The organism is Methylobacterium sp. 391_Methyba4, assembly GCF_029691625.1.
Taxonomy (GTDB): domain Bacteria; phylum Pseudomonadota; class Alphaproteobacteria; order Rhizobiales; family Beijerinckiaceae; genus Methylobacterium; species Methylobacterium fujisawaense.
In genome coordinates this window covers 164,690-186,742 of the sequence record NZ_CP121475.1, presented here as the reverse complement: position 1 = coordinate 186,742, position 22,053 = coordinate 164,690, and the positions used below count along the sequence as shown (strand labels likewise).

Genomic DNA, 22,053 nt, shown 5'->3' with positions numbered 1-22,053 from the left:
GGCGGAGCGGCCGCATGGGGATGCGTGCCCTGGCCGAATCGGATGTCGGGACCTGGACTTGGCACATCGCCGACGACGTCCTCGAATGCGACGCCGCCGCCGCGACGGTCCTGGGCCTGCCGCGGCCGAAAGGCGGCCGGGGGACGCCCTTCGCGGCGTTCCTGGAGCACATCCATCCCGAGGACCGGCGACGGATCGGGTGCATCATCGCTGACCTTCGCCGCGAGGGCGGCCTGTATATCGCGCAGTACCGGACCGTACCGGTACCCGGCGAAGTCCGCTGGGTGCTCGTGCGCGGCCGGTATATCCGGAACGCCGAGGGCGTCGTGGACGAGGCCCACGGGATCGTCATCGATGTGACCGCGTGCAGCCGTGAGGGCTTTCTCGACGAATCGGCGTTCTACGCGACGGATGCCGCCGCCGGCGGCATCGATCAGGTCGCCGAGATGGCGCTGGCCCTGTACACGGCTGCGGAGAATGGCCTCTCCCGGCCGGGTTTCGACCGTCTGAAACCGCTCCTCGACATGCTGCTGCACCAGATCGGCCGGCAGCTCGTGATCGCACCGGCGGTGCCGGATCTCGACAGCGTCCATTGAGCAGGACCGGCAGCACGATGCCCGCTGCGCCTTGCCTTGTGGGGGCGACTCCTGATATGGCCGCGCCATCCCGCGATGCGTGAGCCGTGATCGCCGGACGCGACTGCGCGTCCTGCCTCAAGGCTACGTTCCCGATCCCTTACTGATGGACGGCCCTCCGGGCTCGAAAGACCGATGAAGATCCGCAACTCCCTCAAGTCCCTGCGTGGCCGCCACCGCGACAACCAGCTCGTGCGCCGCAAGGGGCGGGTCTACGTGATCAACAAGACCCAGAAGCGCTTCAAGGCCCGCCAGGGCTGAGACCGTTCCGACCGGCCGAGGCCGGACGGAGAACGGCACCGATCGAGGAAACGGCCGTGTCCACCGGGTGCGGCCGTTTCCGCGTGCGCGCGGCACCGCGGCACGTTGACGGACGTGGCGACGGCGCACAGTCTGGCTGCATGATGCCGACCCGTCTCATAGCCGCCCTGGTCTGCCTGCCGGCCCTCGCGGCGACACTGCCGGCGGCCGAGGCAGCGCCGCAATCGACCCGGCCCGGCCGGCCGACCGCCGAAGCGAAGCCGGCACCGAAGCCGCCGAGCCTCGATGACCTGTTCGCGCGCCTGCGCGCCAGCGAGGATCCAGCGGAGGCCAAGGGCATCGCGCGACTGATCGAGCGGCACATGGCCGGATCCGGCAGCCCGACCGTCGACCTGCTGACCGACCGCGCCCGCCAGGCCGTCACCGCCCACGACTTCCCCCTGGCGGCCGAGCTGATGGACCGCGTCACCGCCCTCGAACCGAATTGGTCGGAGGGCTGGAACCGCCGCGCGACGGTGTTCTGGCTGCTTACCGACAAGGACGATGCGCTGGCCGATCTGCGGCGGGCCCTGGTCCTGGAGCCGCGCCACTTCGAGGCCTGGGCCGCCATGGGCCGGATCTACGAATCCCTCGACGACAAGGCGCGTGCGCTGGCAGCGTTCCGGCGGGCGAAGGCGCTCTACCCGCAGATGGAGAAGGTCGGCGAGGCGATCAACCGCCTCACCCCGGAGGTCGACGGCCGCGACCTGTGACCCGGGTGATCGCCGTCCTCCTGACCCTCCTTGCCCTGCCCTTCGCCCTCGCCGGCCTCGTTCTGGCGATCGGGGCCCTGGCGGCGCTGGTGATCACGCTCCGGGTCGGCGCGGCCAACCCGCCCGCGGGTCCGTTCGTGACGATCACCGGCGGGCGGCTCGCGACCCTGCAGGACGGCCCGGCGAACGGGCCGCCCGTCGTCCTCCTGCACGGGGCCTCGGCCAACGCGTCGGATCCCATGGAGGGGATCGGCCGCCGCCTCGCCGCGCAGGGCTTCCGGGTGATCGCCTTCGACCGGCCGGGATTCGGATGGAGCGACCGGATTGCCGGCGGCGACGCCGCGGCACCGTCCGTGCAGGCCGGGATGATCGCGGAAGCGCTGAACCGCATGGGCGTCGGGCCGGCGGTGGTGTTCGGTCATTCCTGGGCCGGCGCCCTCGCTTTGGCCCTCGCCCTGGATCACCCGGAGCGGGTTTCCGCCCTCGCCCTCGCCGCGCCTGTGGCGATGCCCATGCCGGACCGGATGCCGGATCTGCCGTGGTACTGGCGGTTCGCCATAAAGCCCCCGGTGGCGTGGGTGCTCAGCCGGACGATCGGACCGCCGATCGCGCGTCGGTTCCTGCCCGAGGCGGCGCGCCGGGTCTTCAAGCCGCAGCCCGCGCAGGCGGATTATCCGGACTTGGCCAGATCCGACCTGGTTCTGCGACCGGAGACGCTGCTCGCCAACGTCCAGGATCTGCTCGGCCTGTCGCGAGCCCTCGCGGCGCAGAGCCCGCGCTACGGCAGGATCCACATCCCGACCCTGGTGATCTCCGGCGAGGCCGACCCGATCGTCCGCGCCGACGCGCAGGCGGTGCCGCTCGCGCGGGCGATCCCGGGGGCGCGGCTCGTGCTGCTGCCGGGCATCGGCCACATGCTCCAGTATGTCGCCGCCGAGCGGGTCACGGAGGAGATTATCCGGCTGGCCGCGGCGACCAGCGCGACCGGTTCGGAACCAGCCGTCGCGCATTGAACCGCGGGCCGATCAGGACACGTCCGTCCGCGTCGTCCCGGGGCAACGGTGGCAAGCCCGGTTTCGAGAATTGATGTCCGCGCAAGATCCCGCCGCGTCGGCGGTCGGCATCCCGATCGCAATCGGGATGCCGGCAGTGCTGGAGGCCTGCCGCCTCACGCCTTCTCGGCGTGCTCGCGGGTGATGAAGGTCAGCCGCACGAGGTTGGTGGCGCCCGGCGTGCCGAACGGCAGGCCGGCGACGACGATCACCCGGTCGCCCACCGCGGCAAACTTCTCGCGGACGGCGAACTTGGCGGCGCGGAAGGACATGTCGTCCACGTCGCTGGCATCCTTGGTGACGATCGGGTGCGTGCCCCAGGCCAGGGCGAGGCGCCGCGCCGTCTCGCGCCGGGGTGTCAGCGCGATCACGGTGGCGTTCGGGCGCTCGCGCGACAGGCGGAGCGCCGTGGAGCCGGAATTGGTCCAGGCCATGATCGCGTCGAGGTTCAGGGCATCGACCATCTGATGCGCCGCCGCCGCGATGGCGTCGGCGGCCGTCTCGTCGGGGGTCGCGCTCTGCGCCCGGATGATCGACCAGTAGATCGCGTCCCGCTCCACCTGCTCGGCGATGCGGTTCATGGTCTCCACGGCCCCGATCGGGTGGGCCCCCGAGGCGCTCTCCGCAGAGAGCATCACGGCATCCGCCCCCTCGTAGACCGCCGTGGCGACGTCCGAGACCTCGGCGCGGGTCGGGACCGGAGCCGTGATCATCGATTCGAGCATCTGGGTGGCCACGACCACCGGCTTGCCGTAGCGCCGGGCGCCGCGGGTGATGCGCTTCTGCACCCCCGGGACCTGCTCCAGGGGCATCTCCACGCCGAGATCGCCGCGGGCGACCATCAGGCCGTCGGAGATCTCGATGATCTCGTCGAGGCGCGCCAGCGCCTGCGGCTTCTCGATCTTGGCCATCACCAGGGCGCGGCCGGCGCAGACCTTCTTCACCTCGGCCACGTCCTCGGGCCGCTGGACGAACGAGACGGCGATCCAGTCGGCGCCCGCGTTCAGGCCGGCATCGAGATCAGCCCGGTCCTTGTCGGTCATCGCCGGGACCGGGATCACCGTATGCGGCAGGGATACGCCCTTCCGGTTCGAGATCCGGCCGCCGACCTCGACGCGGGTCACGGCGCGGTTGTGCGAGGTCTCGACCACCGTCAGCCGGAGCTTGCCGTCATCGAGCAGGATGGCGTGGCCCGGCTCCAGCGCCTCGAGGATCTCGGGATGCGGCAGGTGGCAGCGGGCGGCATCGCCCGGCGTCGGATCGCCGTCGAGCACGAAGGTGGCGCCGGCCTCGATCATCGCGGCCCCCTCCGCGAAGGTGCCGAGCCGCAGCTTCGGCCCCTGCAGGTCGACCAGGATGCCGATCGGCCGCTTGGCCTCCCGCTCGATGGTGCGGATCGCCTCCACCTTCTCGGGCAGCTTCTCGCGCGGCAGGTGGCTCATGTTGAGCCGGAACACGTCGACGCCCGCGCGGAACAGCCGCTCGATCATCTCCGGCGAATCGGAGGCCGGGCCCAGGGTGGCGACGATCTTCGTGCGGCGTGACCGTTTCAAGCGTATTCCTCCGGTTGTTCGTTGCCGTGCAGCATGAAGCGCCGCCCGTTCAAAGGTTTGGCCACGGGTGTGAGCATCCCGCGCCGGACAGCGTCAAGGCCGCCGCCTTCACGTTACGGTTTTGCCGGCGCCTCGGCCCGGTTGGGATCGGTGAGCTGGATGGTCCAGCTCTTCTGCTCGCCGGTATCGACTTCGAAGAAGCCGTTCCGGTCGTAGCCGCGGGCGAGACAATCCTCGATCCCGCGGATCGTGAATTCCGAATCACGGGTGCACATCAGCGAGCGGCCGCTCCACTCGCCGCCGCGCGTGTAGTCGACTGCGAACACGTAGTAGAACCGCGCCGCCAGCGCGCCCTTGAGAAGCGTCTCGCAGGCCTTCGGCGCCAAATCCCACCAGCCCTCCGTCACCCAGCCCTGCGGGTCGCGATAGCCCAGCGAGATCCCGACCTTGCTGGCGGTCTGGTTGCACAGGCGCAGATCCGCCCGGGCGGGGCTCGCGCCGAGGAGCGCGAGGCCGAGGACCGTGACTGCCGGGAGGAGCTGAGCCGCCGAGACGCGCGACCTAGTTGACGAGGATGATGCGGCAGTCGTTGACATTGGTACAGGTCGGACCGGGGTTCACGAGGTCGCCGAGGGCCGCGAAGAACGCGGTGGAGTCGTTCTGCTCCAGCATCGCGGCCGGGTCGAGGCCGGCGGCCCGGGCCCGCTCCAGGGTCGTCGGATCGATGAGGCCGCCCGCCGGGTCGGTGGCGAGGCCCCGGCCGCCGTCGGTCCCGTCGGTATCGGCACTGATGCCGAAGATGCCGGGCTCGCCGTCCAAGGCCACCGCCAGCGCCAGGGCGTATTCCTGGTTCGGGCCGCCATGGCCCTCACCGCGGATCGTGACGGTGAGCTCGCCGCCGGAGATCAGCGCCACGCGCCGGCCCTCGGCCTTGAGGCGCTTGGCCTCGGCCGCGTGCTCGGCAGCGACCTCGCGGGCCTCGCCTTCGAGATCGGCGCCGAGCAGGATCGGCTCGTAGCCGGCCGCGCGGGCGGCCTCGGCGGCGGCATTCAGGGCGTCGATCGGCCGGGCGATGATCCGGTACTCGGCGCGGGCGAAGGCGGGGTCGCCGGCCTTCGGCGTCTCGTTGTTCGGGTCGTTGAGGAGCCGCGAAGCCTCCTCGGGCAGCGGGATGCCGCGCTTCTCGCAGATGGCGCGGGCATCGGCGAGCGTGGACGGATCGGGCACCGTCGGGCCCGACGCGATCACCGCCGGATCGTCGAACGGCACGTCGGAGATCGCCAGCGTCAGGATGCGCCGGGCGTTGCGGGCCGCGAGGGCGAGGCGTCCGCCCTTGATCCGCGAGATGTGCTTGCGCACCGTGTTGATCTCGCCGATCGGCGCGCCGGAGCGGAGCATCGCCCGGGTGATCGCCTGCTTCTCGACGAGCGTCAGGTCGCCGGCCGGGGCGATCCAGTTGGCCGAGCCACCGCCCGACAGCAGGACCAGGACCTCGTCGTCCGGCCCCGCCTCGGTGGCGAGCCGCAGGGCCTCCCGGGTCGCCGAGATGCCGGCCTCGTCGGGCACCGGGTGGCCCGCCTCGACCATGTGGATGCCCGGCGCGTCCTGGCCGTAGCCGTGGCGGGCCACTGCGAGGCCGACGATCCGGTCGTCGCCGAGTCCATGCTGCCGGCGGTAGAACCGGCTCGCCACGGCGCTCATGCTGCCGGCGGCCTTGCCGGCCGCCAGGATGATCAGACGTCCGGGGCTCGGCTCCGGCAGGTGGGGCGGCAGGCAGAGATCCGGATGGGCGGCGCGGATCGCGGCCGTGAGAATCGCGTCGAGGAGCGCGCGCTGATCCCGGATGGCCGCATCGGCGACGGGCGGAACGGTCTCGGTCATGGCGTCGAACGGGCTCCTCTCTTGTTTGTGTCGCACACTCCCCGCCCGTTTCTTCCCTGGGCGGCGGGCCCGTTTCTTGCCGTGAGCGCACGATCCTTGATAGGTGATCTGCCCGAGCGGCCGCGCGACGGCAAGCGCCATCCGCGCCCTCGCACAGATCTGAAGACCTCGGAGCCCCGTGACCCGTCCGGAGACAGAAACGGCCCTCCCGCCCGCGCATCCCTGCGAGATCATCCCCGGCGACCCCGCCTGCGGCCTCGTCATCGCCTGCGATCACGCCTCGAATTTCGTGCCGCCGGATATCGAGCTCGGTTTGCCGGAGTCGGAATACGCCCGGCACATCGCTTACGATATCGGCGCGGCGGCAGTGACGCGGAGCCTCGCGGCGCAGCTCGGGGCCCCGGCGATCCTCACGAACTTCTCGCGGCTGATCATCGACCCGAATCGCGGGCGCGCCGACCCGACGCTGGTGATGCGCCTGTCAGACGGCGCCGTGGTTCCGGGCAATGCCCGGATCGACGAGGCCGGCAAGCAGGCGCGGATCGCCCGGTTCTACGCCCCGTTCGACGCGGCCATCGACGACGCGATCGCCGCCGCCGCGGCGGCCGGCCGTCCGCCCGTGCTCCTGACCCTGCACAGCTTCACGCCCTACTGGCGCGGCATCGCGCGGCCCTGGCAGGTCGGCATCCTGTACGACGGGGACGAGCGCTTTGCCCGCCCCCTCATCCGCGCGCTGGAGGCGGATCCCGCCGGGCTGACCGTCGGCGACAACCAGCCGTATGGCGGCGGCCTGCCGGGCGACACGATCGACCGTCACGCCACCGCGCGGGGCCTCGCCAACGCCCTCGTGGAGATCCGCCAGGATCTGATTGCCGGCGCGGACGGACAGGCCGAGTGGGCCGCGCGCTTCGCCCGCATCCTTCGCCCGCTCCTCGCGGCTTGATCTCCGTCCGGCCGCTCCCGAAATCGGGAGCGGGCCGCCCGACCTGAAGAGAGTTGCCACCGATGAGCGCGATCGATCCCCGGACCCAGACGGAACTCGAAGCCGCGGTGTTCCGCCGCCTCGTCGCGCATCTGCGCAATCGGACGGATGTGCAGAACATCGACCTGATGAATCTGGCGGGCTTCTGCCGGAACTGCCTGTCGAACTGGCTCAAGGACGCCGCCGATGAGACAGGCGTGCCGCTGACCAAGGACGAGAGCCGCGAGGCCGTCTACGGGATGCCTTACGCCGAGTGGAAGGCGCGCTTCCAGACCGAGGCAACCCCGCAGCAGCAGGCGGGCTTCGCGGCGTCGCAGGCCAAGGAGCATTGAGGCGGCGGCCGGCAGGCAGCGAATCGGCTAAGCTTCCAGTAAGGCCGGCCCATTAACCACGGGTCCAGGGCGCAACCGCGCCGTGCATTCGGGAGAGCCCCATGAACGCCCATTCGATGCCCACCGCCGCGCAGCGGCCCGGCGGCGACGTCTCGTCGGCCGAGGGCGTAGCCGCCGACGAGCTGAAGCAGTTCATCGAGCGCCTGGAGCGCCTCGAGGAGGAAAAGGCCGGCATCATGGGCGACATCAAAGAGGTGTTCGCCGAGCTGAAGGGCCGGGGCTTCGACGCGAAGGCCGTCCGCACGATCCTCCGCATCCGCAAGCAGGATCACAGCGAGCGCCAGGAGCAGGAGGCGATCCTCGAGCTCTACATGCAGGCCCTCGGCATGGCGTAGTCGGACCAGGCGGCAACGCACGCCCACCCGTCCGCGCCATCCTTGGCCTGAGGGCCTGCAGCCCAGCGGGGGTCTCGACGGAGCAGACCAGGGAGCGCCGTGCTCTCTGGAGATCGCCTTCGAAGCCCGCGGACGCGGGTCTCTCGGGACGAGGGGTATGGGTTGGACAGCGTTCCCTGCGCTCCGCCCCGCGGGCCGGACGGTGCGACGCTCAGTGCGCCTCCGCGGCGGCCGACACGGCAGGACTGTTGTCGAGGCCGAGGGTGCGGCCGGGATACCCGGCGGCATCGAAGTAGCGGATCTCGCCCACCGTCTGGTAGGCGAGCGCCGTCACGTGGCCGGCGGCGTCCGGCTCCGAGCGCAGCTCCGCCCGGGCGAAGGTCGGCGTGCTGCCATTGGCCAACGCCTCGGTCAGGACGCGGCCGACCAGCCGGCCCTTGCCGGGAATCGTGAGGCCCAGGAGCTGGGCGATGGTCTTGCCGAGGTCGGCATTGCTCGCCGGCACCGCGCTCGCGAGGCCCGCCCGGAAGCTCGGCCCTGCCGCGCCCATGACGTTCCGGGTATCGGCGCGGGAGAAGCTGCCGTGCATGCCCTGCCCCTGCTGCAGCCCGGTATCGGAGACCTCGACCCCGCAGGTGGTCGGATCGGCGCAGCCGGTCGAGAAGCTCCGGAAATTGACCACGATGGCCGGCATCGGCGTCAGCGCCGACCCGTCGAGGGCGATCGCTGAGAGGGGCAGCGTTCCCGGGATCGGGCCGAGGGTCGCGCTGACGAACAGGCCGCTCACGTAGTCCTGACGCGCCAGGGCGTCGACCACGCGGCGCGCCAGCGCCCGGTCGCCGTTCGGCAGGTAAACGAGATCCGAGCCGCCATTGGCCGCGACCACCACCTCGGGCTTGGCCGGATCCGCGCCGATCAGGCCGTTGGCCCGGCTCGGAAAGGCGTCGGCGGCGAGCCTGATGCCCCTGGCATCCGGATCGAACAGGCCGAGCCCGAGATCATGCGCGAGATCGATGGCGAGGAAGCCCGGCGGAAGCTGGCCCTTCGGCACCCCTTTATAGGCCTGCGACGCGGCGAAGCTGGTCCCGCTCTCCTTGGAGATGGTGGAGAAGCCGTGATCGGAGGTGACGATCACATCCGTGGTCTCCGCCAGACCGAGCGCCTTCAGTGCGCCGAGCAGCGCGGCCAAGTTGGCATCCGCGTTGCGGATCGCCGCGAGGCTCGTCGGTCCGTTGATCCCCGGGACGAGCCGGCCGAGACTGTCGCCCTGATTGTGCTGCGTCCCGTCGGGATCGCGCGACCAGTAGACGAGCACGAAGGGTTTTCCGCGGGCTTTGAACAGCGGTAGGACCGCCTTCGTCGCCACATCGGTGAAGTAGCCCTGCTGCTCGATATTGGCGGCGAGCGTCCCGGGCGAATCGGCGGTTCCGGCCAGGCCGTTGGCGCCCCGCGTCGGCGCCTGCAGCGGAAGCCCGGCCGCATCCAGGCGCGTGCACAGGTCGTCGCTCAGCGGGATGCCGCTCGGCCGGCCCGTGCTGTCGTCGACCAGGATGCTGTCCTGTCCGGAGCGCGCCGTGTGGTCGAAGATCAGGGAGGGGCCGAGCTTGCCGATGCTGGCCGTGGAGAGCCCCTGGGCGTGAGCCGCCCGCAGGATCGTCTCCTCGTTGAGGTAGTTGCCGGCGAAATGCGCGTCGACGTCGCCGAGGACGGGGTCGCTCTCCAGGAACGGCGTGAGGCTCTCTCCGGCCCCGGGGACCGGGAAGGCCGTGTAGATTGTGTTCCCGAATTGGCCGGTGTCGCCGAGCATGTGGCCGGTCGCCATCGCGGTGGCGTTCGGCATCGTGAAAGTCGGGAACAGGGAGTGCGTGTTGGTGAACCGCACCCCGGCCTTCATCAGGCTGTCCATCGCCGGCGCGTTCACGGCGTTCACCATGCCGTCGCGGAGCCCGTCCGCGATGAACAGGACGACATTCCGAGGCTGCGGCTGAGCCTGAGCCGCGCCGACGATCGACAGACCGACGAGACAGGACACAAAGAAACGCCGCATACCGAATCTCCACGTGATCCGGTCTGCGGCGTGAGCCTGAACGATGACGGGCGCGTGACAAATCCTAGGGACGTTGTCCCAAGGATCTCGGTTCTGGCTCCTCCTCCCGCCGGGAGGAGGACCGGCCTCAGGCCGCGCGCTTGGCCCGGTTCAGGAGCTTGCGGTTCACCAGGATCTCGGCGATCTGCACCGCGTTGAGGGCCGCGCCCTTGCGCAGGTTGTCCGAGACACACCAGAGGTTCAGGCCGTTCTCCACGGTCGCGTCCTCGCGGATGCGCGAGATGTAGGTCGCATCCTCGCCGGCCGCCTCGTGGGGCGTCATGTAGCCGCCGTTCTCGCGCTTATCGATCACCAGGACGCCGGGGGCGGCGCGCAGGATCTCGGTGGCCTTCTCGGCCGAGAGCGGCCGCTCGAACTCGATGTTGACCGCTTCCGCGTGCCCGATGAAGACCGGAACGCGGACGGCGGTCGCCGTCAGCTTGATCTTCGGGTCGAGCATCTTCTTGGTCTCGGCGACCATCTTCCACTCTTCCTTCGTGTAGCCATCCTCCATGAACACGTCGATGTGGGGGATGACGTTGAAGGCGATGCGCTTCGTGAACTTGCCGCCCTGCTTGATCTCGCCGGCGGTGAAGACGGCGCGGGTCTGGTTGAACAGCTCGTCCATCGCCTCCTTGCCGGCGCCGGAGACCGACTGGTAGGTCGAGACCACGACGCGCTTGATCGTCGCCGCCTCGTGGAGGGGCTTGAGCGCGACGACCAGCTGCGCGGTCGAGCAGTTCGGGTTGGCGATGATGTTGCGCTTGGTGAAGCCCACCACCGCGTCGGCATTCACCTCGGGCACGATCAGCGGCACGTCGGCGTCGTAGCGGAAGGCCGACGAGTTATCGATGACCACGCAACCCTGCTGGCCGATGCGGGGCGACCATTCCTTCGACGCCTCGCCGCCGGCCGACATCAGGCAGATATCGGTGTCGGTGAAGTCGTAGGTGTCGAGCGTTTTGACCTTGAGCGTCTTGTCGCCGTAGGAAACTTCCTGCCCCTGGCTGCGGCGCGAGGCCAGCGCCACGACCTCGTCGGCGGGAAAGGCCCGCTCGGCCAGGATATCGAGCATCTCGCGGCCCACGTTGCCCGTGGCGCCGACGACGGCGACCTTGTAACCCATCTCTTGTCTCCGCGCGGAAAACCCCGACCGATCCGGGTGCCGCGCTCCTGCCAGCAAAATCGGCCGAAGGATCGTTCGTGCCGGACGCGCCCGCAAAACGGGCGCGGCCGCAGACCCCGTCCTCAGCGGAGGTGGGGGCGACGGCCGCGCCGAGCAAGGCGCGCATGTGCCCATGCTGTCAAGGCCGACGACCGCGCAACGCCTGATTCACCCTGCGCGGAGGAATCCGGTGACGGACCCGGTCCGGGAACGGGCATGCAGTCCTGCCGTGCGAGGCTGACCGCCCAATCCCGCGTCCCGCCTTCGGTACGGAGCACGATGCTGATCGGAACAGCGCCCCTCGTCGATCGAGTCGGACTCCGCCCGCCCGCGGCACGCGCAGGCTGGTCACCGGGATCCCTCGGCCTGCGTCTCGCGCTGGCATCGGCCGCGATCGCCCTGGTGTGCGTGTTCGCCCGGTTGCCCGCCCCCCTCCCCGGCATCCAGCGCGCTCCGGATCTCGAGACCGCCTTCGTGCCGTCCGTCCGGGCTTCGCCGGCGCAGCCGGCGATCGCGCCCGCCCGGTTCGGCCTCGCCGAGCCTGGGCCCGATCCGGTGCGGGTCGCCGCCCGGGTCGATCCACGGACGGGCCTGCGCGAGGACACGCTGATGCGCGGCGATGTGGCTGCGATCGAGGCGCCTGCCCTGCGGATCGTCCTCACTCGCGGAACGCTCACCGGACCGCCGCCGTCGCTGTTCGTCCTGATGGCCCGGCGGGCCGCCAACGGCCCAGCCCTCGACCGCCCTGCCCTAGCGGTCGCGCGGACCGGAGCCCGCGGCCAGATCCGGACCCGGTTCGGCGCGGTCGAGACCCTGGAGATGACCTTCGCCGGACCGACGCAGCGGACCTGCACGGGTTTCGTCACCCGGGAGACGGGATTTCAGCTCGATGGATGGCTTTGCGCCCCCCTCGGCCATCCTCCGGAACCGCAGGCCGTGGCCTGCCTGCTGGATGCGCTGAGCCTCGTCGATCTTGCCGATCCCGACACGACGGCGGCCTTCGCTGCCGTGCCCGACCCCGCGAGCGCCTGCCCGGCGACAGCCGGCGCGGAACCTTCGAGCCGGACCGGATCGTTAATCCGACGGCCGCAAAATAAAAAATGAGGCCACAGTGTGGCAAATCGCACAAGCTCAGCCATAAGGGCGGAACAACAGCCTCGCCCAAGCGTCTTCTTGTCAAAGGCGGCGAACTGTTAAGCTTCGGTCGCCATACTGATGGCACTCATACACAAGGTTGGCCATGCGCTCGCTCAAGATCGCCCTTCTCGGCGTTGTCGCCGCCACCGGCCTCGGCGTTCTGGCCTCCGCGCCGGCTGAGGCGCAGGATGGTTTCGTTTCCGGCCCAATCTACCGGGTCAGCCGCCCGCTCCCGATCCGGGTGCGCCCGCGCAGCTGGTTGGATGCCGGCAATGTGCCGCTCACCTCGAACGTCCCGGGTGCCGGCGGTTCGCGGAATCCGGCTTTGAACCCCTACCTGATCGCAGCGTCCAATCAGCTGACCCCGCCCTACGGCCCGACCGACCGCTTCGGCCGCGGGATCCTGCCGGACCCGATCACCAACGGACCGTTCATCGGCGCCCGTTCGAGCGCGATCCGCAACGTCGACCTCTCCTTCGTCGATCGCCTGGATCCGACCTCGCCGCTCTACGGCCGCCCCTACTGAGCGGCTCCCACAAACAGCGTGAACGTCGCGAAGCGCGGGTCCTTGGGCCCGCGTTTTTCGTTTGGCATCCATCCCGGGCACGCCTTCACCGGCGCCGGATATCCTGTATGCCAAGTGCCGCGGGAGCAGATCCGCTGCCGAGGCCGGGAACAGTGCCATGAAGCCGTTCGACTGGGTGACCGGGTATCCGTCCCTGCGCATGCCGATGTTCGGGCGCAACTGTGTCGCCACCTCGCACGCGCTGGCGGCACAGGCCGGCATCCAGATGCTCCAGGCCGGCGGGAACGCGGTCGATGCCGCGATCGCCACGGCGGCCGCCAAGACCGTGACCGAACCGTGCAGCAACGGCCTCGGCTCCGACGCCTTCTGCATCCTGTGGGACGGGAAGGCGCTGCACGGCCTCAACGCCTCTGGCGGGGCTCCGGCCGCTTGGAGCCCGGACTACTTCCTGCGGAAATACGGTCCGGCGGAACGGACGCCGATGCGCGGCTGGGATTCGGTCACCGTACCGGGGGCGGTGGGCGCCTGGGTCGCGCTCAGCGAGCGCTTCGGCCGCCTCCCCTTCGCCGATCTGATGCAGCCGGCGATCCGCATCGCCGAGCACGGCTATCTCGCGCCGGTCGTCGTGCAGCAGAAATGGGCGGCCGCCGCCGGGATCGAGGCGATCACCCGCCAGCCGGGCTTCGCGGAGTTCTTTCTGCCGCGCGGCCGAGCGCCGGATGTCGGCGAGCTGGTGACCTTTCCCGGCGCCGAGCGGACCCTGCGGCTGATCGGCGAGACCAAGGGCGAGGCCTTCTACCGGGGCGAGATCGCCGAGGCGATCGCCGCGCACGCGCGGGCCCATGGCGGCGCCATGACGGCCGCCGACCTCGCGGCGTACCGCCCCGAATGGGTGACGCCGACCGCCAAGGATTACCACGGCTACACGCTGCACGAGATCCCGCCGAACGGCCAGGGCATCGCGGCACAGATCGCGCTCGGCATCCTGGAGCAGTTCGACCTCGGCAGCCTGCCGGTGGACGGACCGGAGGCGCAGCACCTCCAGATCGAGGCGATGAAGCTCGCCTTCAGCGACACCTACCGGTACGTCGCCGACCCGCGCGGGATGGAGGTGACGCCCGAAGCCATGCTGGACCGCGCCTATCTGGCGGAGCGCGCCAAGCTGATCGACCGGAACCGCGCCCAGGTCTTCGGCCCCGGCAAGCCGCCCGCGGGCGGCACGATCTACCTCACCGCCGCGGATGAATCCGGGATGATGGTGAGCTTCATCCAGTCGAACTTCATGGGCTTCGGCTCGGGCGTGGTCGTTCCGGGCTGGGGGATCTCCCTGCAGAACCGCGGCTACGGCTTCGTGCTCGATCCTGCGAGCCCGAACGTGGTGGCGCCGGGCAAGCGCCCGTTCCACACCATTATCCCGGGTTTTCTCACCCGGGACGGCGCGCCGGTGATGAGCTTCGGCGTGATGGGCGGCAACATGCAGCCGCAGGGCCATGTCCAGACGCTGGTGCGGATGATCGACCACGGCCAGAACCCGCAGGCGGCCTGCGACGCGCCGCGGTGGCGGGTGAACGAGGGTCTCGACATCAACGTCGAGGCGGCGATGCCGCGGGCGACCCTGGACCGCCTGAAGGCCCTCGGCCACCGGCTCGAGGTGATCGAGGACAGCTACCAGGATTTCGGCGCCGGCCAGTTCATCTGGCGGATGGGCGATCCGGCGGTCGAAGGCTACGTGGCGGCGAGCGACCCGCGCCGCGACGGGCAGGCCGCCGTGTGGTGAGGCGCTACTTCACCTGCACGCTGTCCACGACCTGGCGGAACTTGGCGAGGACGCCGTCGCGCTGATCCTGCCGCACGACACCGAGGGCGCGGAAATAGCCATCCGGCGCGAACCGGATGGTCTGCATGACGACCACCGGCAGGTTGGTCGGCTGGTCGAGGGCGCGGGCCACGATCTCGTGCCAGTCGACGCCGTTCGAGCGGTAGCTCTGGGCCCGCTCGATGACGAAGTCCTTCATGGTCTGGTTCGAGGCCAGGGCGGCGCGGGCGAAGCCGTCCCGCTGCTCGGCCGAGGGCGGCTGCTGCACGGCCTGGGCAAGGACGAGGATCGGCTGCTCCAGATTCTGCATCTGGTCCTTGGGGCCGCTGGTCAGGAGGATCGAATTGCCGGCCATCACTCGCACCGGCCGGAAGCCCGCCATGTCGGCGATGCGGAAGGGCAGCGCGTCGACCTGCTGGGTCAGCGTCAGCGCAGGCCGGAGGGTGACGCCGGTCACCATCTTGCGCATCGAGACCTCGGTCTCGGCGTCGGGCAGCGCCTGGGCGATGATCAGTCCGGTCACGCTCGGCGTACCGACCACGAGAATCCACTTCCGGATCGCCGGAGCGGACGAGGCCGGATCGGCGGGCTGCTCACCGGTGTAGAGCATGCCCTCGTTGTCGCCGATCTTGACCTCCTCGCGCTTCTCGACCGCGAAGCCCTGGCTCAACAGGTTGGCGTCGGTGAAGCCGCTGACGAGTTCCGCGAAGGCGTTCGCGGGCAGCTCGACGACCGACACGGTCGCGCCCCCCTCCTTCCGCTCGAAGCCCGAGAAGCGCCGCGACAGCGACATGTCGGCCGGCGGATCGAAGCCGAAGCGCGAGCCCGGCGGGTAGACAGGATCTCCGGCCCAGGCCGCGGAGCCAAGGCTCACCGCAAGCGCGGCAGCGCCGAGAACCCGTCCGAGACGCAGCGTCAGGTTGCGCATCCGCATCGAAAACCGGTTCTCCTCGTGGACCCAACTTGGGGTTAGTCCGCTCGCGATGGGTCTGCCCGGCGACCTGATCTGTCAAGCCGGCAATGCCGCGCGCCTGCGATCACGATGAAAGGAAACCGCCAACGCCGCCGTGACGGCGATCCCGACGGCGTAGGCGCAGAGATTCCACGGGGAGACGAGTGTGCCGAGGAGGAGCTGGCCCGGCAGGGTTGCCCGGAAGGCGTCGAGCGCCGGGGTATGAACGAGACGGCTCGCTTCGATGAGCCCGGCGCCGAAGAAGGCGGCGATCATGCAGGTGCGCAGATCCCAGCCGGCCGGTCGCAGGGCGGCCACCAGCAGGAACAGCATCGCTCCCCAGAGGATGCCGCCGCCGTAGTGGTGAACCGCGAGCGGCAGGTTCCACGCCGGCACGCGCAGCAGCAGCCCCAGCCCGATCACGGCGGCCGCGAGGCCGAGATGGGCTGCCCGGGCCAGCGGCAGATCCATCCGCGCGGGCGCCGGCATCGCGGCCGGCCCGCATTCCGGCGATCGCTCTAGCGCCACGGCGGTGCCGGCTCCGTGACGCGCCGCAGAGTGAGGTTGCAGCGGCCGCCCGGCGGGAGAAAACCGAGATCGGCCGTCTCCGCGAGAAGGTCGCCGGCCGGGTAGAGCCGGTCGATGCCGTGGTAGATCAGGCGCGAGGGGCCGCCGATCACCAGCGCGTCGCCGGCCTGCAGGCGGATCGAGCGCGTCGGATCCGCGCGGCTCAGGCCGCCGTAGCGGAACAGTGCCGCCGCACCGAGGGAGAGCGAGAGGACGGGCGCCGAGAGATCCGCCTCGTCGCGATCCTGGTGGAGACCCATGCGGGATCCCGGCGCGTAGAGGTTGATGAGACAGGCTTCCGGCGGCACCGGACAGTTCGCCAACACCGCCCAGGCCGCGAGGGCGGTCGGCGGCATCGCCGGCCATGGCCGCCCGGTCTCCGGATGGTCCGGCTGATAGCGGTAGCCCGCGACTTCCGAGACCCAGCCGAGGGGACCGGCATTCGACATCCGTACGGAGAACGGCTTGCCGGTGCGCGGCATCCGCGGCGTCACGGGCGGCGCCGTTTCGAGGATGGCGGCGATCTCGGCGGCGAGCCGGGCGCGGGCCGTCGCATCGAGGAAGCCGGGATGGTGGATCAGGCCGGGGGCGAGTTCCGTCGCCACTCAGCGGCCCGCGTCGACATCCTGCTCCAGCACGATCTTCGAGGCGACCGTGGTGTCGCCGTTGAGGCGGTAGACCAGCGGGACCCCGGTCCGAATCTGGAGATCCGGCACCTGCTCCTCGTTCAGCCCATCGAGGACCATCGCCAGGGCGCGCAGCGAATTGCCATGGGCCGCCACCAGGACCCGCTGGCCGGCCATCACCCGCGGCAGGATCGCCGCGATGTAATAGGGCAGCACCCGCGCGGCAGTGTCCTTCAGGCTCTCGCCGCCGGGCGGCCGCACGTCGTAGGACCGGCGCCAGGTATGGACCTGCGCGTCACCCCATCGGGCGCGGGCCGCGTCCTTGTTGAGGCCGGAGAGATCGCCGTAATCCCGCTCGTTGAGGGCCCTCTGCCGAATGATCGGAACATCCGGGAGAGCCATCTCCTCCAGGATCAGCGAGCAGGTGCGCTGGGCCCGCAACAATTCGGAGGTGAAGGCGACATCGAAGCCGTAGCCGTCCCGCTTCAACCCGCGGCCGGCCGCCCGGGCCTCGGCGATGCCGCGCTCGGTCAGGTCCGGGTCGCGCCAGCCCGTGAACAGGTTCTGGAGGTTCCACTCGCTCTGGCCGTGCCGGACGAGGACGAGGAGCCGTTCCATGGATGCACCGCTCCCGGTCACAGGCCGAGGACGTCGGCCATCGTGTAGAGCCCCGGCGGCTTGGGATGCGCCCAGAGCGCGGCCTTGACGGCGCCCGTGGCGAACAGGCCGCGGTCGGCGGCGTGGTGGCTGATCGTCAGGCTCTCGCCGGTGCCGGCGAAGATTACGCTGTGGTCGCCGACGACGCTGCCGCCCCGCAGGGTGGCGAAGCCGATATCGCCGGGCCGGCGGGCGCCGGTATGCCCGTCCCGGGTGGAGACGCGGACCGTCTTCAGGTCGACGCCGCGGCCCTCGGCGGCGGCCTCGCCCAGCATCAGCGCCGTGCCGGACGGCGCATCCACCTTCATGCGGTGATGCATCTCGGCAATCTCGATGTCGAACTCGTCGCCCAGCGCCTTCGCGACCCGGCGGACCAGCTCGGCCATCAGGTTGATGCCGAGCGACATGTTGCCCGATTGGACGATCCGGGCATGGTACGAGGCCGCCTTCAGCTTGGCGAAATCGTCCTCGGACAGGCCGGTCGTGCCGACGACGTGGACGATGCGGGCCTGGGCCGCCAGTTCGGCGAAGGCCACCGTGGCGGCGGGCGCGGTGAAATCGAGGACGCCGTCGGCGGCCGCGAAGGCCGCGAGCGCGTCATCGGTGACCGGCACGTCGAGGGGCTGGAGACCGGCGAGCAGACCCGCATCCTGCCCCAGGGCCGGGGAGCCTTCGCGCTCGATCGCCGCCGAGAGCGTACAGCCCTCAGACTGCGCCACCGCGCGGATCAGCATCCGCCCCATGCGCCCGTCGGCGCCGACCACCACGAGCCGCATTCCGTTCCCCAACCCACCTTGCTGCGCGCAGGATCCGCACCGCGCCGGCCCGTCCTGCGTCGGTGTCCGGGCTCCCCGTCTGCCGCAGGGGCGGCGGGAGCCCGGGCAACCTCACTCCTTCTCGGGGGCGATCTGCTCGAGGCCGCCGATATGCTTCTGCGCGTAGAGCGGCAGGCCGATCTGCTTGATCAGCTCCAGCTGCGTCTCGAGGAAGTCGATGTGCCCCTCCTCGTCCTCGGCCAGATCCTCGAACAGGCGCTTGGAGACCCGGTCGTTGATCGAATCGCAGTACTTCGCGGCCTCGAGATAGAGGCTGCGGGCCTCGTTCTCGGCGGCGAGATCGGAATCCAGGATCTCTTGGACGTTCTGGCCGATCCGCAGCGGGTCGAGCTCCTGCAGGTTCGGGAATCCGTCGAGGAACAAAATCCGGTCGATGAACCGGTCCGCGTGGTTCATCTCCTCGATCGATTCCTTGCGCCAGAATTTCGCCAGCTCGACGTAGCCCCAGTCATTGAGCATGCGGAAATGCAGCCAGTACTGGCTGACGGCCGTCAGCTCGCTGCGCAGGCCGCGATTCAGATACTCGATGACCTTGGTGTCGCCCTTCATGCCCCCGTACTCCTTACCGTGCTTTCAGGCGGGGGGTAGAAGCATCAGGCCGCGACTCCCTCATCCGCAGTTTGGAACTTCACCAAACTACACGCGCTTGCGCAAGTCGTCGTGCAGGCATGGCTGCTCTCCGCCGGCGCGGCTTGGCCCAGGGCACTCTGCATGATCGCCCGGATCGTGCGGGCGCAGCGCCCGCATTTCGGGCTGCAGCCGAGACAGGCATAGACCTGCGCGGGCGTGCGCGGGCAGCCCGGGCCGGGTGCGAGGCAGCCGCGGACCGCGCCGTCCGATATGACGTTACAAGAACAGACGATCATGCGCGCCGCAAATCCCGTCATCCCCGCGCCCGCAGCGGTCGTCGACGACCGTCCCGGGCACCTGCGCCAGTTTAGAAGAATTGAAAAGTAGCTGGCTTTTCAATGCCTTATTGGCTGCGGTCGACATGGCACCGCGGCCCGCGCGGGTCAAGGGCGTGCGATCTAAGTGCGCCCCAACGGTTCCGGGGCGCGTCAGCGCGCGAGTTCGCGCAGGCCGAGCCGGATGAGCACCTTGGCCTCGGCGCCCTCGCCCGCACCCTTGAGAGCCGCAGCGATGGCGGCGGCGGCCTGGACCTGCGGGTAGCCGAGATTGACCAGGGCGGAGACGGCATCCGCCACCGGCTGGGGGGCGGCGCCGTCCTCGACGGCTCCCGTGAGGGCAACGAGGGCGGGGTCGATCGGCGCGAAGGCCGGGGCCTTGTCCTTGAGCTCGGCGGCGAGCCGTGCCGCCAGACGCGGCCCGACCCCTGGAGCCCGGCTGATCGCGCCCTTGTCGCCGGTGGCGATGGCGCTGGCCAGCGCCTCGGGCTCCATCACCGAGAGCACGCCCAGCGCCACCCGCGCGCCGACGCCCTGCACGGTCTGAAGCAGGCGGAACCATTCCCGCTCGGCATCCGAGCGGAAGCCGTAAAGGCGGATCATGTCCTCGCGGACATGGGTTTCGATCGACAGCGAAGCGGGCTCGCCGACCTTGGGCATGCGCTGCAGGGTGCGCGCCGAACAATGCACGATATAGCCGACGCCCGACACGTCGAGGATCACGAAATCCTCGCCGAACGAGTCCACGACGCCCTTGAGCTTGCCGATCATGCCACGCCTGTCGCTGTCGCGGGATGCCTACAGAACCGCGGCGCCCTCCGCCAGACGTGCTTGAGCGCGCAGGGAGATCATGAAATCACGGGCGCCGCGCCGGCCGCGCTTGGCCGGTCACGGGGGGATGACCATGCGCGCGCCACTTCTTGCCCTGCTGGGCCTGCTGTGCTTCGGCCCGGCCCGGGGGGCGGACGATCCGTCAACGGCCCCCGTCCCGGTCGCGCCGAGCGCGGATCCGACGCAGGTCCGGCCCGGGAGCTACGTGCTCGATCCGGATCACGGCAAGATCACGTGGTCCGTCTCGCATCTCGGCTACTCGACCTATTACGGCCAGTTCGCGGGTCTCAGCGGCACGCTCCAGCTCGATCCGAAGGCGCCGGAGAAGAGCCGCCTCGAGGTCACCGTGCCCCTGGGCGGCGTGATGACCGGGAGCGCGCGCCTGAACGAGCACCTCGCAGCCCCGGACTTCTTCGACACGGCCAAGTTCCCGAACGCCACCTTCACCGCCACGAAGGTCGAGCCCACCAGCCCGACCACGGCGCGGATCACCGGCGACCTGAACCTGCGCGGCACGGTCCGGCCCTTTGCGATCGACGCCACGTTCAATCAGGCCGGCATCCATCCGGTGGATCAGCGCTACACCGTGGGCTTCGACGGCCGGGCGGTCATCAAGCGCTCGGATTTCGGCATCAACGCCTATCTGCCGCAGCTCGGCGACGAGGTGAGCCTGCGCATCGAGGGCGAGTTCAAGGCCGCGCCCTGACGATCGGCCGACTCGGTCCGCGGAGCCGACAGCGCGGCTTCGCAACCGGCAAGGGTCCCGCACGGCGGGGCCCGGAGCCCGACGCGCCGACGCCGGGAACCGACGGTGTTTCCGGATCCGGGCTCGCCTGCGGCGCTCCGAAACGACCCTGCGGATGAATGGGCGGGCGGACCCACACGCCGAGGAGCTCGCTCATGTGCGGCGCCCCGCGGCCGCGCATAAGACCGGGTCGAGCCGCGCGGTCTGACCGGGCGGGTGACGCCTCGCCGCCGGGGGTGTAGTCAACCGCCGTCGCGGCGCCGCAGCGAAGGGATGCCCCCAGATGACGACGCTTCTCCTCAGTGGCACCCGGCCTCGTCCCGCGCATGACGGGCGTATCACCGCGCAGGTCGGCGCCACCCTGGAGGTCTGAGCCGTGCGGCGTTCCGGTGTCTTCAGTCTTGCCCTGGCCCTGTGCTTCGCGGGAGCCGCCGCGGCGCAGGTCCCCGCGCCGGCCGCCCGCGCCCCTGCGCCCGCCGCGGCGGCTTCGCCCCTCGACAACTATGCGACGGCGGCGGCGACGACCATCATCGCCGAACAGGCCTGCCCGGGCGTGCAGGTCAGGGCCGGACAGCTCACGACGCTCCGTCTCGCGGCCCGAGTCAATGCCGGACAGGAAGCGATGCTGGAGGAGAAGCTGAAGCAGCGCGCCCTGCAGGTGCGCCAGCAGCTCGCCGCCGACGGCCGCGAGGCTTGGTGCTCCGAGGCTTTGGCCGCCTTCGGCCCCGAGGGCAGTGTCGCGAAGGGCGTCCTGGCGACCGGCGCCCCGATCCGCTGACGGAGCCCCGGGAGTCCGGCGCGGATTGACACGGCGGCATCAGGCTCGTAGTGACCCCGCATGGCGCGCGGCCTCTGTTTGAGGTCCGCGCGTTTCGCGTTGTCCGGGCGGAAAGCCCGCACAATGACTTCAAACAAGAAGCCGGTCCAGGGGCAGCCGCCCCGGAGGCCGTTCGAGAACACGAGAGAACGATGTTCGCAGTCATCAAGACGGGCGGTAAGCAGTACCGCGTCGCCGCCAACGACACCATCACCATCGCCTCCCTGGCGGGCGAGGCCGGCGAGGCCGTGACCTTCGGCGAGGTCCTCCTGTTCGCCGACGGCGCGGGCGCGACCCAGGTCGGCGCCCCGACCCTGTCGGGCATCAGCGTCACCGGCGAGATCGTGCGCCACGGCCGCGACAAGAAGGTCATCGCCTTCAAGAAGCGCCGCCGGCAGAACTCGCGCCGCAAGCGCGGTCACCGGCAGGACCACACGGTCGTGCGCATCACCGGCATTTCGGCCTGACGCACGCCAGACGCTGGGCGCGTGAGGATCCCTGAGGGTCCGATCCGCGACCGCATCCAAGCCCATCAGATTTCGGA

General features: G+C 70.3%; 26 protein-coding genes. 13 read left to right on the top strand and 13 right to left on the bottom strand.

The genetic code is table 11. The features are described from left to right. Window positions 1-14 precede the first annotated feature (14 nt). The 4 genes from P9K36_RS01005 (at window position 15) to P9K36_RS00990 (ending at window position 2,661) form a co-directional block, all read left to right on the top strand. A complete protein-coding gene (locus P9K36_RS01005) occupies window positions 15-596 on the top strand; it encodes a PAS domain-containing protein (RefSeq protein ID WP_210281323.1) in 582 nt (193 codons plus the stop codon). Window positions 597-770: 174 nt separating this feature from the next. Continuing rightward, complete coding sequence (gene ykgO, locus P9K36_RS01000) at window positions 771-896, top strand: type B 50S ribosomal protein L36 (RefSeq protein ID WP_003601867.1); 126 nt, start codon at window positions 771-773, stop codon at window positions 894-896. A gap of 140 nt (window positions 897-1,036) precedes the next feature. Further along, window positions 1,037-1,648 carry a tetratricopeptide repeat protein gene (locus P9K36_RS00995; protein ID WP_100793875.1) on the top strand — a complete coding sequence of 204 codons (612 nt, stop codon included), beginning with the start codon at window positions 1,037-1,039 and terminating at the stop codon, window positions 1,646-1,648. Beyond that, on the top strand, window positions 1,645-2,661 hold the full coding sequence (locus tag P9K36_RS00990) for an alpha/beta hydrolase (protein WP_043345875.1): 1,017 nt from the start codon (window positions 1,645-1,647) through the stop codon (window positions 2,659-2,661). The genes P9K36_RS00995 and P9K36_RS00990 overlap by 4 nt, the downstream gene beginning before the upstream one ends. A gap of 155 nt (window positions 2,662-2,816) precedes the next feature. On the opposite strand, the gene pyk is transcribed toward P9K36_RS00990, so the two are convergent. The 3 genes from pyk to P9K36_RS00975 form a co-directional block, all read right to left on the bottom strand. After that, complete coding sequence (gene pyk / locus P9K36_RS00985) at window positions 2,817-4,253, bottom strand: pyruvate kinase (protein ID WP_043380293.1); 1,437 nt, start codon at window positions 4,251-4,253, stop codon at window positions 2,817-2,819. Window positions 4,254-4,366: 113 nt separating this feature from the next. Continuing rightward, window positions 4,367-4,849: a DUF1036 domain-containing protein gene (locus P9K36_RS00980; protein ID WP_075381519.1), complete on the bottom strand. Its 483-nt coding sequence runs from the start codon at window positions 4,847-4,849 to the stop codon at window positions 4,367-4,369. After that, complete coding sequence (locus P9K36_RS00975; protein WP_043755012.1) at window positions 4,815-6,134, bottom strand: glycerate kinase; 1,320 nt, start codon at window positions 6,132-6,134, stop codon at window positions 4,815-4,817. The genes P9K36_RS00980 and P9K36_RS00975 overlap by 35 nt, the downstream gene beginning before the upstream one ends. 178 nt (window positions 6,135-6,312) lie before the next feature. Here P9K36_RS00975 and P9K36_RS00970 point away from each other — a divergent pair, with 178 nt between their 5' ends. The 3 genes from P9K36_RS00970 (at window position 6,313) to P9K36_RS00960 (ending at window position 7,843) form a co-directional block, all read left to right on the top strand. Next, window positions 6,313-7,077 carry an N-formylglutamate amidohydrolase gene (locus P9K36_RS00970; RefSeq protein ID WP_043755009.1) on the top strand — a complete coding sequence of 255 codons (765 nt, stop codon included), beginning with the start codon at window positions 6,313-6,315 and terminating at the stop codon, window positions 7,075-7,077. 62 nt (window positions 7,078-7,139) lie between these two features. Beyond that, window positions 7,140-7,448, top strand: coding sequence for a DUF1244 domain-containing protein (locus tag P9K36_RS00965; RefSeq protein ID WP_043755005.1), 309 nt, complete (start codon window positions 7,140-7,142; stop codon window positions 7,446-7,448). 116 nt (window positions 7,449-7,564) lie between these two features. Continuing rightward, a complete protein-coding gene (locus tag P9K36_RS00960; protein WP_026604676.1) occupies window positions 7,565-7,843 on the top strand; it encodes a DUF2312 domain-containing protein in 279 nt (92 codons plus the stop codon). A 211-nt stretch (window positions 7,844-8,054) separates the two neighbouring features. Here the strand turns inward: P9K36_RS00960 and P9K36_RS00955 are convergent, their stop codons facing one another. Continuing rightward, complete coding sequence (locus P9K36_RS00955; protein WP_043755002.1) at window positions 8,055-9,890, bottom strand: alkaline phosphatase family protein; 1,836 nt, start codon at window positions 9,888-9,890, stop codon at window positions 8,055-8,057. A gap of 127 nt (window positions 9,891-10,017) precedes the next feature. Further along, window positions 10,018-11,055, bottom strand: a complete 1,038-nt coding sequence (locus tag P9K36_RS00950) for an aspartate-semialdehyde dehydrogenase (RefSeq protein WP_043380306.1) — start codon at window positions 11,053-11,055, stop codon at window positions 10,018-10,020. A gap of 318 nt (window positions 11,056-11,373) precedes the next feature. Here P9K36_RS00950 and P9K36_RS00945 point away from each other — a divergent pair, with 318 nt between their 5' ends. The 3 genes from P9K36_RS00945 (at window position 11,374) to P9K36_RS00935 (ending at window position 14,534) form a co-directional block, all read left to right on the top strand. Further along, the gene (locus P9K36_RS00945) at window positions 11,374-12,198 is read left to right on the top strand and encodes a hypothetical protein (protein WP_236961661.1); all 825 of its coding nucleotides are present in this window, start codon (window positions 11,374-11,376) and stop codon (window positions 12,196-12,198) included. A 136-nt stretch (window positions 12,199-12,334) separates the two neighbouring features. Further along, on the top strand, window positions 12,335-12,757 hold the full coding sequence (locus tag P9K36_RS00940; RefSeq protein WP_043350497.1) for a hypothetical protein: 423 nt from the start codon (window positions 12,335-12,337) through the stop codon (window positions 12,755-12,757). A 157-nt stretch (window positions 12,758-12,914) separates the two neighbouring features. Continuing rightward, window positions 12,915-14,534, top strand: coding sequence for a gamma-glutamyltransferase family protein (locus P9K36_RS00935; RefSeq protein WP_043754998.1), 1,620 nt, complete (start codon window positions 12,915-12,917; stop codon window positions 14,532-14,534). A 4-nt stretch (window positions 14,535-14,538) separates the two neighbouring features. On the opposite strand, the gene P9K36_RS00930 is transcribed toward P9K36_RS00935, so the two are convergent. The 8 genes from P9K36_RS00930 to ruvA all read right to left on the bottom strand — a co-directional run bounded on the left by P9K36_RS00930 (window position 14,539) and on the right by ruvA (window position 19,887). Beyond that, complete coding sequence (locus P9K36_RS00930) at window positions 14,539-15,507, bottom strand: hypothetical protein (RefSeq protein ID WP_278306477.1); 969 nt, start codon at window positions 15,505-15,507, stop codon at window positions 14,539-14,541. 75 nt (window positions 15,508-15,582) lie between these two features. Further along, window positions 15,583-16,014: a DUF2809 domain-containing protein gene (locus tag P9K36_RS00925; protein WP_051045065.1), complete on the bottom strand. Its 432-nt coding sequence runs from the start codon at window positions 16,012-16,014 to the stop codon at window positions 15,583-15,585. 29 nt (window positions 16,015-16,043) lie between these two features. Then, window positions 16,044-16,697, bottom strand: a complete 654-nt coding sequence (locus P9K36_RS00920) for an alpha-ketoglutarate-dependent dioxygenase AlkB (protein ID WP_278306476.1) — start codon at window positions 16,695-16,697, stop codon at window positions 16,044-16,046. After that, entirely contained in the window at window positions 16,698-17,336 is a 639-nt protein-coding gene (locus tag P9K36_RS00915) for a 2,3-bisphosphoglycerate-dependent phosphoglycerate mutase (protein ID WP_043380315.1), read from the bottom strand. It lies immediately after the preceding gene. A gap of 17 nt (window positions 17,337-17,353) precedes the next feature. Next, complete coding sequence (dapB, locus tag P9K36_RS00910; RefSeq protein ID WP_043754993.1) at window positions 17,354-18,151, bottom strand: 4-hydroxy-tetrahydrodipicolinate reductase; 798 nt, start codon at window positions 18,149-18,151, stop codon at window positions 17,354-17,356. Between the two features lie 111 nt (window positions 18,152-18,262). After that, entirely contained in the window at window positions 18,263-18,760 is a 498-nt protein-coding gene (gene bfr / locus P9K36_RS00905; protein ID WP_043380322.1) for a bacterioferritin, read from the bottom strand. A gap of 44 nt (window positions 18,761-18,804) precedes the next feature. Beyond that, entirely contained in the window at window positions 18,805-19,077 is a 273-nt protein-coding gene (locus P9K36_RS00900; RefSeq protein WP_078947121.1) for a (2Fe-2S)-binding protein, read from the bottom strand. A gap of 192 nt (window positions 19,078-19,269) precedes the next feature. Beyond that, window positions 19,270-19,887 (bottom strand): Holliday junction branch migration protein RuvA, encoded by a 618-nt coding sequence (ruvA, locus tag P9K36_RS00895; protein WP_043352190.1) that lies wholly within the window; start codon window positions 19,885-19,887, stop codon window positions 19,270-19,272. 133 nt (window positions 19,888-20,020) lie between these two features. Here ruvA and P9K36_RS00890 point away from each other — a divergent pair, with 133 nt between their 5' ends. From P9K36_RS00890 to rplU, 3 genes are all read left to right on the top strand, one after another. After that, on the top strand, window positions 20,021-20,653 hold the full coding sequence (locus P9K36_RS00890; protein WP_043352189.1) for a YceI family protein: 633 nt from the start codon (window positions 20,021-20,023) through the stop codon (window positions 20,651-20,653). Between the two features lie 415 nt (window positions 20,654-21,068). Next, complete coding sequence (locus P9K36_RS00885) at window positions 21,069-21,470, top strand: hypothetical protein (RefSeq protein WP_043754991.1); 402 nt, start codon at window positions 21,069-21,071, stop codon at window positions 21,468-21,470. 191 nt (window positions 21,471-21,661) lie between these two features. Further along, window positions 21,662-21,976 carry a 50S ribosomal protein L21 gene (rplU, locus tag P9K36_RS00880; RefSeq protein ID WP_010683509.1) on the top strand — a complete coding sequence of 105 codons (315 nt, stop codon included), beginning with the start codon at window positions 21,662-21,664 and terminating at the stop codon, window positions 21,974-21,976. Window positions 21,977-22,053: the final 77 nt, after the last annotated feature.